This is a genomic window from Tenacibaculum caenipelagi (genome assembly GCF_004363005.1).
GTDB classification, from domain to species: domain Bacteria; phylum Bacteroidota; class Bacteroidia; order Flavobacteriales; family Flavobacteriaceae; genus Polaribacter; species Polaribacter caenipelagi.
The window spans coordinates 527,949-542,025 of record NZ_SNYH01000001.1; the positions used below are offsets into that span (position 1 = coordinate 527,949).

At 31.4% G+C, this 14,077-nt stretch carries 9 protein-coding genes; 7 read left to right on the forward strand and 2 right to left on the reverse strand.

Going from position 1 to position 14,077, the window contains the following annotated elements; genetic code table 11:
• Positions 1 to 391 precede the first annotated feature (391 nt).
• Entirely contained in the window at positions 392 to 2,053 is a 1,662-nt protein-coding gene (gene asnB / locus DFQ07_RS02375) for an asparagine synthase B (protein WP_133534670.1), read from the forward strand.
• An 89-nt stretch (positions 2,054 to 2,142) separates the two neighbouring features.
• On the opposite strand, the gene DFQ07_RS02380 is transcribed toward asnB, so the two are convergent.
• Positions 2,143 to 3,312 (reverse strand): DUF3103 family protein, encoded by a 1,170-nt coding sequence (locus DFQ07_RS02380; protein ID WP_133534671.1) that lies wholly within the window; start codon positions 3,310 to 3,312, stop codon positions 2,143 to 2,145.
• Positions 3,313 to 3,795: 483 nt separating this feature from the next.
• Here DFQ07_RS02380 and DFQ07_RS02385 point away from each other — a divergent pair, with 483 nt between their 5' ends.
• The 5 genes from DFQ07_RS02385 (at position 3,796) to mdh (ending at position 10,007) form a co-directional block, all read left to right on the forward strand.
• Positions 3,796 to 4,326, forward strand: a complete 531-nt coding sequence (locus DFQ07_RS02385; RefSeq protein ID WP_133534672.1) for a hypothetical protein — start codon at positions 3,796 to 3,798, stop codon at positions 4,324 to 4,326.
• Between the two features lie 175 nt (positions 4,327 to 4,501).
• Positions 4,502 to 5,596: a helix-turn-helix domain-containing protein gene (locus DFQ07_RS02390; RefSeq protein WP_133534673.1), complete on the forward strand. Its 1,095-nt coding sequence runs from the start codon at positions 4,502 to 4,504 to the stop codon at positions 5,594 to 5,596.
• Between the two features lie 291 nt (positions 5,597 to 5,887).
• Positions 5,888 to 7,825 carry a DNA topoisomerase (ATP-hydrolyzing) subunit B gene (gene gyrB / locus DFQ07_RS02395; RefSeq protein ID WP_133534674.1) on the forward strand — a complete coding sequence of 646 codons (1,938 nt, stop codon included), beginning with the start codon at positions 5,888 to 5,890 and terminating at the stop codon, positions 7,823 to 7,825.
• A gap of 92 nt (positions 7,826 to 7,917) precedes the next feature.
• Entirely contained in the window at positions 7,918 to 8,937 is a 1,020-nt protein-coding gene (locus DFQ07_RS02400; RefSeq protein ID WP_133534675.1) for a DUF6588 family protein, read from the forward strand.
• Positions 8,938 to 9,080: 143 nt separating this feature from the next.
• Positions 9,081 to 10,007, forward strand: a complete 927-nt coding sequence (mdh, locus tag DFQ07_RS02405) for a malate dehydrogenase (RefSeq protein WP_133534676.1) — start codon at positions 9,081 to 9,083, stop codon at positions 10,005 to 10,007.
• A 207-nt stretch (positions 10,008 to 10,214) separates the two neighbouring features.
• Here mdh and DFQ07_RS02410 read toward each other — a convergent pair whose 3' ends face one another.
• The gene (locus DFQ07_RS02410) at positions 10,215 to 10,898 is read right to left on the reverse strand and encodes a cell division ATP-binding protein FtsE (protein ID WP_133534677.1); all 684 of its coding nucleotides are present in this window, start codon (positions 10,896 to 10,898) and stop codon (positions 10,215 to 10,217) included.
• Positions 10,899 to 11,023: 125 nt separating this feature from the next.
• Here DFQ07_RS02410 and DFQ07_RS02415 point away from each other — a divergent pair, with 125 nt between their 5' ends.
• A complete protein-coding gene (locus tag DFQ07_RS02415) occupies positions 11,024 to 14,044 on the forward strand; it encodes a tetratricopeptide repeat protein (protein WP_133534678.1) in 3,021 nt (1,006 codons plus the stop codon).
• Positions 14,045 to 14,077: the final 33 nt, after the last annotated feature.

Here is a 14,077-nt window from a genome sequence, read left to right on the forward strand (position 1 = left end):
TGTATAAAAACAAAAAAGGCTTATCATGAGATAAGCCTTTTCGTTGTATTATAGATATAACAAGATGGTCTCACTAACGTAAGTTATGAGTTTTCCACCACCAGTTATTTAATTGTTGATTCATCATTATGGCACAAATGTATAAAGTGATTTTGATTTTTACAAAGTTTCTTTCAATTTATTTTTTTCAACCTTAAAACTATAACCTTTCATGTACTTTTTTGTAAAAAATATTTACATTTTAAACAAAAACAAACAATATAACTTATAATTTAAAACCATTTACCTGATTCTAATTTATAAAAACAAACAACATCTAGTTATTTGCATTGTAAATAAAACGAATCAATAATTACATCCTAAACAGGTTAAGGATACAAAATATAAAATTATGTGTGGAATTGTATGTGCTTTCGATTTGAAAGAGAAGTCTGAGAAATTAAGACCTCAAATATTAGAAATGGCGAAGAAGGTTCGTCATAGAGGTCCAGATTGGAGTGGAATTTATAGTGATGAAAAAACAATAATGGCTCATGAACGACTAGCTATTGTTGATCCTGCTTCGGGTCAGCAACCTTTATTTAGTCATGACCGTCGATTTGTCTTAGCTGCCAACGGAGAAATATACAACCACAAAGAAATTAGAAAACAACTAAAAGAACAACATGAGTTTTTAACAAAATCTGACTGTGAAGTTATTTTGGCTTTATACAAAGAAAAAGGTGTTGAGTTTTTAGATGATTTAAACGGAATTTTTGGTTTCGCAGTATATGATTCAATTACTGATGAATATTTAGTTGCCCGCGACCATATGGGAATCATTCCCCTGTATATGGGATGGGATAAACATGGTACTTTTTATGTTGCTTCTGAATTAAAGGCTTTAGAAGGAGTTTGCAACAAGATTGAAGTTTTTCCTCCGGGACATTATTATACACGTGAAGATGGTTTACAAAAATGGTACTCTCGTGACTGGATGGAATATGAAGCTGTTAAAGACAACCTAACCTCTATTGATGAAGTACGCGATGCTTTAGAGGCTGCTGTGCACCGTCAGTTAATGAGTGACGTACCTTACGGTGTTTTACTTTCAGGCGGATTAGATTCTTCTATTACCTCAGCAATTGCTAAAAAATATGCAGCTAAACGTGTAGAGTCTGATGATAAAGATGCTGCTTGGTATCCTCAATTACACTCATTTTCTATAGGTTTAGAAGGTTCCCCTGATTTAGCAGCTGCTAAAAAGGTATCTAAACATATAGGTACTATTCATCATGAAATCACTTTTACAATTCAAGAAGGACTCGATGCTATAAGAGATGTGATTTACAACTTAGAAACCTACGATATAACAACAGTTCGTGCATCAACTCCTATGTATTTAATGGCTCGTGTTATTAAATCAATGGGAATAAAAATGGTATTATCTGGTGAAGGTGCTGACGAACTTTTTGGAGGGTATTTATACTTCCATAAAGCACCAGATGCTGATGAATTCCACAAAGAAACAGTGCGCAAATTAGATAAGCTATATCAATACGATTGTTTACGAGCAAACAAAAGTTTAATGGCTTGGGGAATTGAAGGTCGTGTTCCTTTCTTGGATAAAGAATTTATGGATGTTGCGATGCGTATTAACCCAGAAGATAAAATGATTAACGGTGAACGCATGGAAAAATGGGTGTTACGTAAAGCTTTTGAAAGTTACTTACCAAAAGAAGTCGCTTGGAGACAAAAAGAACAATTTTCTGACGGAGTAGGCTATAACTGGATTGACACCTTAAAAGAAGTTGTTGAAGCTGCGGTTACTGATGAAATGATGGCAAATGCCTCATACCGTTTTCCTACTCAAACACCAAGAGCTAAAGAAGAATATTATTATCGTTCAATATTTGAAGAGCATTTTCCGAGTGAAACTGCTGCTTTAACTGTCCCGTCAGTTCCTTCAATTGCTTGTAGTACACCTACAGCATTAGCTTGGGATATAAGCTTTCAAAACCAAAACGAACCTTCTGGTAGAGCAATCAAAGCTGTACATGAAGACGCTTACTAAGAAAAATTCTTAGTCTTTTCAAATTTTAGTTGTGAAAAAAACCTCGCTGTTTAGCGAGGTTTTTATATTTATTCTTCTCTTTATTAATATTAATTTGAAGCTATAAAATAAGGAGATAAATTCACCTTTGCATTTCCTCTTGCTCCGTAATAGTTTGTATAACTCTTATTCTTCTCAATAGTATAAAAAGAATCTACATAATCGTCATTATTAGTATACCAACTATCAGGCATTGCTTGAATTATAGCTCCAGCTACTTGCCCTAAAACACTCACCCAAGGCTGAGTAGAAACTGTTCCTATAATTTGGAATACACCATTTACAATAGCAGAAACCAAGTCTTTATAGTTTACATTATCATCTTTTTCAAATAATTGGATATTTGCTGCTTGGTATTGATAATCATCCCAAAATAATAAAACCTGATTCGGGTAATAATCTGTGCCATCATAATCTAAATAATACATAGGTATCACTTTAATTTCTGGATTATTGTTTCCGTCTTTAATCCCTGATGTAACTGCATAAACCTCAGCTGCGCCGCTAATCCAAGGTTCTTCATCATCGTTTAACCTAATCTTATCTAACTTAGTTGTTTCTAAGCCTGCACTTTTTGAAAAAGCAGTTTTTAAGTTTGAATCATTAAACCTAGTATTTTGCACTCCTTCTTCTCTAAGGTATTTATTCATGTATGCTACCTCTCTTTTCAATGTTTCAAAACCATCAGTTTCAATCACAATTACAGGTTGGTTTGGTGCTTCATTTACATCTAAGAAAACTTCCTTTTTATCAATAGTAAAGGCTTTAATTGTAGACCATGTATCTTCATCTCCTTTAGGAGCAAAAGAAAACAACACATTAGAAAAGTCAAGATTTCCTTTAGGATTGTTCATCCAAACTTCGACTATCTCTATCTTTTCTGGAGCCTCATCTTGACTTGCTTTTTTTTCTAGTGTATTTGTTTCTTTAACCAAGCTTTTAAATGATTCTTGATTTTCAACAAACTCAGACGTCTTTTCTAAAATGTCTGACATTACTACACTTGGTTTTTGATTTTTCAGTAAATCCAATGTGACTTCCTTAAAATCTTTGTTTTGCATTAAGTCAATAAACTTAAGAGCTATTTCCTCCTTGTTTACCAAGTTTAATTCAACTTGTTCAGAGGCTTCTAATTGTGTATTTAGTTCATCAGAACTATTACAACTTACTACAAATAATGAAACCAATAAGGTTTTCAAAAGAAATCGGGGGGTTTTCATTTTTTTAAATTTTAAATATTAATTTATATTTACTCAAACATACAAAAAAACACATATAAAACAACAAAACAGAAAAATAACAATAAAAAAAACAACAAAACCAATATTTTAATAGTAAAAAAATATTTTCTTAACATTTACAAAACACAATACAATTTTATCTTCAAGCATTTAAAATGTACTATTCTTACTTCTATTTAACGCCCCTCCTCTTAAATCTCTCTTTTATGCTTCACACAAAAACCAATAAAGTCTTACCATAAAACGCAAGACCAACTTCTTAAAATCTTTATTTTTTTTTATAAAAACTTAAGGTTTTGTTAAACCTTTATATAAAAGTATTGTTTGAATCATTTTTAATACTAAAATGAACAATTTTAACAACTCTTTCTTCATCTCTCGCTTAATTTTGTTACTCCAAAAACTAAATAACCTTTCATTCAATACTCCTTACTTTTTAATAACCATAAAAATCTTAGTATTATGAAAAAATTAATATTTGGTTTACTTTTCTTAGGCCTGACCAACCTAGTACACTCACAAAGTAATGGCACTGCAAAAAACATTATTCTAGAACCCGTTACTATTAAACCTTTAAACTTAAGTTACCTTAAAGAAGTTCAACATGAAGACACTCCCGAATTAGTTAAAAATTTAGAAAATGAAGCTGCCAGATATGATATTACCGAATCTCCTATTTTTGACAGAGAATTTGAAGCTTATGAAGTTATATTCGAAACTAAAAAAGAAGGAGGTACTACTGGATTAATTACTGCTACTTACGATTCAGAAGGTAAAATTTTAAGTTCAATTGAGCATTACAAAAATATTCTACTTCCTAAAACCGTTAGAACTGCTATTTTAAACAAATACCCAGGATGGAATATATACAAAGATGTTTATCTTGTTACTTACAGAAACAATAGCAACTCAAAGAAAGTATTTAAAGTTCAAATTAGAAAAGATGGCAAACGAAAAAATTTAAAACTAGACTACGAGGGTAACATTCAATAAAACACAAACTTGTTAAAGATTTCTACACGATTAAGAAAGTATTTTACACCTAAGTAAAATACTTTTTTGCTTTCTTACCTTTTTAATTATAGTTTTCTTTTTTATATAAATAAGGTTTATTCCCCTTTAACATCTAATTAACGACTACTTCATTTTCTATTCACTAAATTTACATATGTCTGTATATTTAATTCAACATATAACCAATAATAAAACAATAATAGACCTTGCTATAACTTTTTATACCAAACTAAAGAAAACATATAATAAAAAATGCATTAATTGTTGGGTTGATTATAAAAAAAACAGTGTTTTTTATCTAATAAAAGCTGTTGATAAAGAATTTATTAAACAACTTTACCGTAACACCTCACAAATCGCTCCTTATAAAATATCGCTAGTCAACAGTCATTTAGTGTATGAGCTTTTAAAGAGTAAACAACAAGTTAAAAATTTACAGTTAAAATCAGTAAACAATACAAAAAAGCATTTAATAGCTTTGGTTACCCAGACACTCAACGAAAAATTGTATCGTAATAAATTTAATCAAGCTGATTTTTTTGAAGCCTTTTTATATAAAAAAACGATTATTCAAAACCTAATTCACTCATACGATGGCATTCAAGTAAACATTAAAGAAGAAGGTTTTGTTGCTTTGTTTACCTCTAGTAAAAAAGCCTTAGATTGCTCTATTTCAATCCAAAATAAGCTAAACAAAAAAGGAAGTAAAATATCATCAAAACTACTTCTCTACTCTTATTTTGATAGCGACAAAGATAAAATGACTTCTGATAAGATATCCAACCTTGTAAACTCATTACATTTTTTAAACCCAAAGAAGCAACTTATTTTTTCGTCAAGCATTCAAAACTTGTATAACAACAATTATACAAACATCAACCTCACTAACAATATCAAATGGTTATACCCTGAAGAAGAAGCATTTCTCTTTTCTCTTATTGATGTTCTTTCAAAAAATTACCATAATTCCAAGTTTAACATTCCCTCAATTTGTAAATTGATGATGATGTGCAAAACTAAATTATACAGAAACTGTAAAATAACTACAGGAAAATCTATTAATCAAATATTAAAAGAATTCAGACTTTTAAAATCATTAAATTCATTAGCTCAAAATACAACAAACATTAATCAGACTTCCATAGATATGGGATTTAGTAGCAGCTCTTATTTTTCTAACTGTTTTAAAAAACAATTTGGTATTTCTCCTAATCAATTACTTAAACAGCAACTAAACTTTATATACTAATTTTCCTTTTTCGCCACTATTTAGAGTATTCAATTTATTTAAAAAATCGTTTTTAAGCTGTTTTTTTATCGTGTATTGTTTTACAGGAGAAGAAAAAACTTTAAAAATTCATTTAAAGCTATTTTTAAACGTTTTTAGACACTTTTTTCTTTTTAACAAATGTTGATAATTTTAATTCAAAACCGCTTAAAAACTTTAATTTAAACTTAAAAAGCCGTAAATTTGTAAGATAACAAGAATCGCTTTCGAGCGATTTTTTCATGAAAAGACTTTAATTTAATTCACTTTATAATGAGCGAAGAAAAAAAACATAATTATTCCGCCGATAGTATCCAAGCCTTAGAAGGAATGGAGCACGTACGTATGCGTCCATCGATGTATATTGGTGATGTTGGTGTACGTGGTTTACACCACTTGGTATATGAAGTTGTAGATAATTCTATTGATGAAGCCTTAGCTGGTCATTGTGATACCATTGAGGTTACTATTAATGAAGATAACTCAATTACTACAAAAGATAATGGTCGTGGTATTCCTGTAGGAATTCATAAAAAAGAAGGAGTTTCTGCTCTTGAAGTTGTAATGACCAAAATTGGTGCTGGTGGTAAATTCGACAAAGATTCTTATAAAGTATCTGGTGGATTACATGGTGTTGGGGTTTCTTGTGTTAACGCACTTTCTGATCACTTAACTGCTACCGTACATAAAGAAGGTAAAATTTGGCAACAAGAATACGAACGTGGTAAAACTTTATACCCTGTAAAAACTATTGGAGAAACGGACTTTACAGGAACCATCGTTACCTTCTTACCAGACAAATCTATCTTCCAACAAACTACAGTATTTAATTACGATACCTTAGCTACTCGTATGCGTGAATTAGCATACTTAAACAAAGGTATTACCATTACGTTAACTGATAAGCGTAATAAAGATGACGAAGGAAATGATATTGTTGAAGTATTTCATTCTGATGAAGGATTACCTGAGTTTGTGAAGTTTTTAGACGGAACAAGAACACAGATAATTCAAGATGTAATTTCGATGGAAGGTGAGAAAAATGGAATTCCTGTAGAAGTTGCTATGGTCTATAACGATTCATATGCTGAGAATTTACATTCATATGTAAACAATATTAACACACATGAAGGTGGTACACATTTATCAGGTTTCCGTCGTGGATTAACTCATACTTTAAAAAAATATGCTGATGATTCAGGATTACTTAAAAACGTCAAGTTTGAAATTGCTGGTGATGATTTCCGTGAAGGTTTAACTGCTATCATATCGGTAAAAGTAGCTGAACCACAGTTTGAAGGGCAAACAAAAACAAAATTAGGTAACCGTGAAGTAAGTGCTGCGGTATCACAAGCAGTATCTGAAATGCTAACGGATTACTTAGAAGAGAATCCGAACGATGCTAAAACTATTGTACAAAAGGTAATTTTAGCTGCACAAGCACGTCACGCAGCTCGTAAGGCTCGTGAGATGGTGCAGCGTAAAACAGTGATGAGTATTGGTGGTTTACCTGGTAAATTATCAGATTGTTCTGAAACTGATCCGGCTGAATGTGAAATTTTCCTAGTTGAGGGAGATTCGGCAGGTGGTACTGCAAAACAAGGTCGTGACCGTAATTTCCAAGCTATTCTTCCTTTAAGAGGTAAAATCTTAAACGTAGAGAAAGCAATGCAACACAAAGTTTTTGAAAACGAAGAAATCAAAAACATGTTTACAGCACTAGGAGTAAGTATTGGTACCGAAGAAGATCCACGTGAATTAAACTTAACTAAATTACGTTATCATAAAGTAGTTATTATGTGTGATGCCGATGTAGATGGTTCTCACATTGCTACCTTAATTTTAACTTTCTTTTTCCGTTACATGCGCGAAATGGTTGAACAAGGATACATTTATATTGCTACCCCTCCTTTATATTTAGTTAAAAAAGGACAAAAACGTGAGTATGCGTGGGATGATAACCAACGTGATTTGATTGCTCAAAAATTGGGCGGTGGAGTAACCATTCAACGTTATAAGGGTCTTGGAGAGATGAACGCTGAACAATTATGGGACACTACTATGAATCCTGAGTTTAGAACCTTACGACAAGTTACTATAGATAACTTAACAGAGGCTGACAGAATCTTCTCTATGTTAATGGGAGATGAAGTTCCTCCTCGTAGAGATTTCATTGAAAAGAATGCGAAATATGCAAATATTGACGCATAATTAAACACCCTATTCTTAAAAAAAGCTCAATAATTTTATTGAGCTTTTTTTTTATTTTATACTTTTATCAACTTAAAACATAACCCCATATTATGAAAAAAAGTCTTTTATTAATTTTAAGTGTAATTACATTTACTTTGAAAATTAATGCTCAAAATGGTCCAGAAGGAATTTTATTTGCTGATTCAGAAGATACAAATCGCCTAACCAATGCCTATATGGCTCCTGCTATGAAGGGTTTAATATATGGCATGAACAACGGTTGGTACCATACTGCCAAAGTGCATAAAAAATTTGGTTTTGACATCTCAATTGGTTTTAATGGCTCAATGGTTCCTTCAAAGGATGAAATGTTTTCTTTATCAAATTTAAAATCAATTAACCAACCTACAGGAAACATAACTTCTGCTACTGTGGCTGGTTCTGAAAATGATGGTAGTTTAGCTACAGTTACTTTTCAAGAAAATGGAATCACTTATACTGGTACTTTTGAAATGCCTGGAGGTATCAAAGAAGATTTACCTTTAAATGCTGTTCCCGCTCCTGCTATTCAAGCGAGTATGGGATTACCTTTTAAAACCGATGTTATTTTACGATTTGTTCCTAAGGTAGGAAGCGATGACGTAAAAGGAGGTTTGTTTGGTATTGGATTAAAAAAGGAAATTACCGACTGGTTTGGTCCTTTAGATAAAACACCTTTGCATGTTTCTTTATTAGCTACCTATACAAACATGGGAGTTGATTACACTATTACAGATGAAGATCCAGGTGATAATATTGACATACAAAATGGTAAGGTTGACTTTGATTTAAACTCTTATACTGTACAGGCAATTGCTTCTTTAAATTTCCCTGTAATTAATGTGTATGGAGGTGTTGGATATACAGGAGGTTCATCTTCTTTAGATATGTCAGGAACATATACACTTTCTTATAACGGTTCTCTAAACCAGAGAACTTTGACCGATCCCTTAAACTTAGATTCTAATGCCAGCGGTTTTAAAGCTACAGTTGGTACTCGTTTAAGCGTAGGTTTCTTTAAACTATTCGCAGATTACACACTTCAAGAATACAATGCTTTTAATGCTGGTATTGCTTTTAGCTTTAGATAATTCTACAAAAAATAAACATTACTAAAAACCCGTTGAAATATCAACGGGTTTTTCTTTTATATCCATAGTCAAATCGCTATTTTTGTGCATCTTGTGCGGAATCCGCACTTATAAACATATTAATTACAAAAAACATATATAAAATGAAAGTAACGGTTGTAGGAGCAGGTGCAGTAGGTGCAAGTTGTGCTGAGTACATTGCTATTAAAAATTTCGCTTCAGAAGTTGTTTTAGTAGACATTAAAGAAGGTTTTGCTGAAGGTAAAGCTATGGATTTAATGCAAACTGCTTCTTTAAATGGTTTCGACACTAAAATTACAGGAACTACTGGTGATTATAGCAAAACTGCTGGATCTGATATTTGCGTAATTACTTCTGGTATTGCTCGTAAACCAGGAATGTCTCGTGATGAATTATTAGGAATCAATGCTGGTATTGTAAAATCAGTAGCTGCTAGTTTAGTAGAACAATCTCCTAACACAATTATCATTGTAGTATCAAACCCAATGGATACAATGACGTATTTAGTACACAAAGCAACTGGATTACCTAAAAACAGAATTATTGGTATGGGTGGTGCTTTAGATTCTGCTCGTTTCAAATATCGTTTGGCAGAAGCTTTAGAAGCTCCTATTTCTGATGTTGACGGAATGGTTATCGGAGGTCACTCTGACAAAGGAATGGTACCTTTAACTCGTTTAGCTACTCGTAATTCTGTTCCTGTATCTGAATTCTTATCTGAAGAAAGATTAGAGCAAGTAAAACAAGATACAAAAGTTGGTGGTGCAACCTTAACAGGTTTATTAGGTACCTCTGCTTGGTATGCTCCTGGAGCTGCTGTATCTGGATTAGTACAAGCAATTGCTTGTGACCAAAAGAAAATCTATCCTTGTTCAGCTTTAGTAGAAGGTGAATACGGTTTATCTGGTTTATGTATTGGTGTACCTGTAGTATTAGGTAAAAACGGAATTGAAAAAATCGTTGAAATTAACTTAAGCGAAGAAGAAAAAGAAGCTTTAACTTCTTCAGCTGAAGCTGTAAAAAACAACAACGCTGCGTTAACTTTCTAAAAAGTTAAGAGTACATAATTTTAAAAGTCCTGAGCAATTATTTTGTTCAGGATTTTTTTATAAAAAAATGTTAAAGTTGTAATAATGATGTAAGATTCTACAAATCTATACGTCTTTATAGTAGAGAAACATTAGTAGTGTTTCTTTTCATAGTTTTTCATAGCAATTTTCCCACTTCATCCTTGAAGTGGGTTTCTTTTTATAATATTATACCGCTTGCTGTACTACTTCAAACAATTCTCCTCCCTCGCATTTAATCACTTTTTGTTTAAATTTTACAATTAATTGATAATCGTGGGTTGCCATGAGAATTGTTTTTCCGCTTTGATGAATTTCATTCAATAACTCCATTACTTCTAATGAAGTTTTCGGATCTAAGTTACCTGTAGGCTCATCTGCCAATATTAATTCTGGATCATTTAGCAAAGCTCTTGCAATAGCAACACGTTGTTGCTCTCCTCCTGAAAGTTCAAAGGTTTGTTTGTAGTACTTTTCCTTCATTCCAACTTTATCTAAAACTTCATGAATTTTATCTTTCATGTCGTTTTTATTTTTCCAACCTGTAGCTTTTAATACAAATTCCAGGTTTTCAAAAACATTTCTATCATTCAACAACTTAAAATCTTGAAAGACGATTCCTAATTTTCTTCGTAAAAAAGGGATATCACTCTCCTTTATTTTCTTCAAATCAAAATCAACAATACTCCCCAAACCACGTTGCAAACGCAAGTCTCCATATAAGGTTTTTAACAAACTACTTTTTCCACTTCCTGTCTTTCCTATCAGATAATAAAAATCACCTTTATTCAAGGTAAAATTCACTTTTGACAACACTAAATTGTCTTGTTGATAAATATCTGCATTCTCAAGATGTAAAACAGGATTTTCCATGTAATGTATGTTTTTTACAAATCTAAAATTTTATAATGTAATTCTGTAACATTTCTTACTTTTGGTAAAAAATCTTCCAACAAAAATAAAAAACTAACGTTATAGTTTCTAGATAACTAAAAAATATGAGATTTAATTGTTTCAAAAAAAGCTATTGTTTATTCTTTTTTTTAACCATCACCACGTCAATAATAGCACAACAAACGGCTATAAATTATGACATTAATGCCAATTTTCATAAGGCTACTCGTTTATATAATAACAAAGCATATGCTGCTTCTCAAGTACTTTTTAGAGAGGTTTCTAATAACTCAGAAAAACATCATAGTTTAAAGGCTGATGCCGATTACTACGATGCCATGTGTGCAATAAAGCTACAGCAAGATGATGCTGATGATAGAGTGATGCAGTTTGTTGAAAACTATCCATACAACAATAAAAAAGAAAAGGCTTTTTTAAATGTTGGAAACTATTATTTTGCGAATAGAAAAGCTGCGCATTCTTTAAAATGGTATCAAAAAGTAAACGAAAAATTACTAAATCAAGAAGAAAGAGATGAACTAAATTATAAAATGGGGTATGCTCTGTTAGTTTCTAATTATTTGAAAGATGCCAAATCACATTTTCAAGCTTTATTAGGAAACCCTATTTATGGTAACGATGCTCGTTATTACTACGGATTTATTGCTTACAAGCAAGAAAATTTTGGTGAAGCTGAAGACAACTTAAGTCAACTAGCCAATGACGCAACCTACCAAGCAAAAGCAAATTATTATATTTTAGATATTAGTTTTAAAGCTGGAAGATTTGATAAATCAATTCAAATTGGAAAAAGATTATTAGAAACATCTAAAGACCCTAAAGAGGTTTCTGAAATTTCTAAAATAGTAGGTGAAAGCTACTTTAATCTTAAAAAATATGAGAAAGCAATTCCATATTTAAAAGAGTACAAAGGAAAAAATGGTCGTTGGACAAATACCGACTATTATTATTTAGGATATGCTTACTACCAACAAAAAGATTATGAAACTGCGATTAGTAATTTCAATAAAATTATTGGTGGAAACAACAAAGTAGCGCAAAATGCTTATTATCACTTAGCTGAATGTTATTTAGAGTTAGGTAAAAAACTCGAAGCCTTAAACGCATTCAAAAATGCTAGTGAAATGGATTTTGATGCTAAAATTACTGAAAGCGCTTCTTTAAATTATGCTAAATTGAGTTATGAAGAAGGAAATCCATATGAAAGCGTCCCTGATGTTTTAAAAGGGTTCTTAACAAAATATCCAACTTCGCCAAATACCGCTGAAATTAGTAATTTACTAGTTACCTCATACCTACACCAACAAGACTATCAAGGAGCATTGGATTTTTTAAAGACTTCTGAAACACCAGAAAGTAAAAGTATCATTAATGAAGTGTCTTTGTACAGAGGTATTCAATTATTCAATGAAAATAAAATAACAGAAGCCAAACCATATTTTATAAATGCGACAAAGTCTGAGAATGTTATTATTCATAACAAAGGAGCTTATTGGTTAGCTGAAACAGAATATTCACTTGGGAATTACCAGAATGCTCTTGAATACTTCTTGTCTGTTACCGATAAAGAAATTAGTGAAGCTAAGATGTTAAACTATCAAATCGGATATACCAATTTTAAACTAAAAAGTTATCCGAATGCTGCAAAATACTTTCAACAATTCTTAGAACAAAATCTTGATGATAATGGTTTAAACGATGACGCATCTAACCGTTTAGGAGATGCTTTTTATGCTTCTAAAAGCTATACAAATGCTATCAATGCGTATAACAAAGTAATTCAAGAAGGTGGTTTGGGCGCTGATTATGCGCAATATCAAACAGCTATGAGTAATGGTTTTTTAGGGAAAAATGACGTTAAAATTAAAGACTTAGAAACACTTATTAATGAATATGAAGGATCTCAGTTAAAAGATGATGCTTTATTTCAATTAGCAACAACCTATACAACAATAGATAATACTTCAAAAGCACAAAAAACTTATGAACGTTTATTAGCTAATTATCCTACAAGTAATTATGTACCAAATGTTTTATTACGTCAAGGACTATTATACTACAGTAAGAATAACAACAGAAAAGCAATTGAAAAGTATAAAGAAGTAGTAGCAAAACATCCAAACTCTAATGAGGCTAGACAAGCAGTTACCAATATTAAAAATGTATATATCGACTTGGGTAAAGTTGATGAGTATGCAACTTGGGTTAAAAATGTAAGCTTTGCCAATGTTACCAATGCAGAATTAGATAATGCTACCTATCAATCTGCTGAGAATAAATTCTTAGAAAACAACAACGCAAAAGCTATTGAAGGATTTAATAAGTATTTACAAGCATTCCCTAACGGAATTAATGTATTAAAAGCTCATTTTTATTTAGCACAAGCCTATAATAACACTAAATTATTTGATAACGCAATTCCTCATTACACCTATGTAATGAAACAAAGTAAGAGTGAGTTTACCGAAGAATCATTGACAAAACTGGCAAACATCTATCTTGAGAAACAAGATTGGAATAATGGAATTTTAGTACTTCAACAATTAGAAAAAGACGCTAACTATCCACAAAACATCATTTTTGCTCAAAGTAACTTGATGAAAGGATATTATAAAAAGAACGATTATTCAAATGCCATTACCTATGCTGAAAAGGTATTAACCAAAGAAAAACTAGACACTAATATTGCTGAAGATGCTAAAATTATCTTAGCGCGTTCTTCTTTTAAAAACAATGATTTTTTAACTGCAGAAGAATATTTTAACGAAGCCAGTAAAAAAGCTACCGGAGAGTTAAAAGCCGAGTGTTTATACTACAATGCTTTCTTTTTACACGAAAACAAAGAATATGAAGCTTCAACTAAAGCTGTTCAAGACTTAATAGCAAATTACTCATCATACAAATACTGGGGAGTAAAAAGCTATATAATCATGGCTAAAAATTACTATGCTCTAAAAGATGCGTATCAAGCTACATACATCTTAGAAAACATCATCAAAAACTTTACACAGTATAAAGATGTAATTGAAGAAGCTAAAAACGAACTTCGTACCATTAAAAATAAAGAAGCAAAAACAAACGAATCAGTAACTACCCAAAACTAAATTTGTTAATAACAAACGAAAGTTAAATGATTA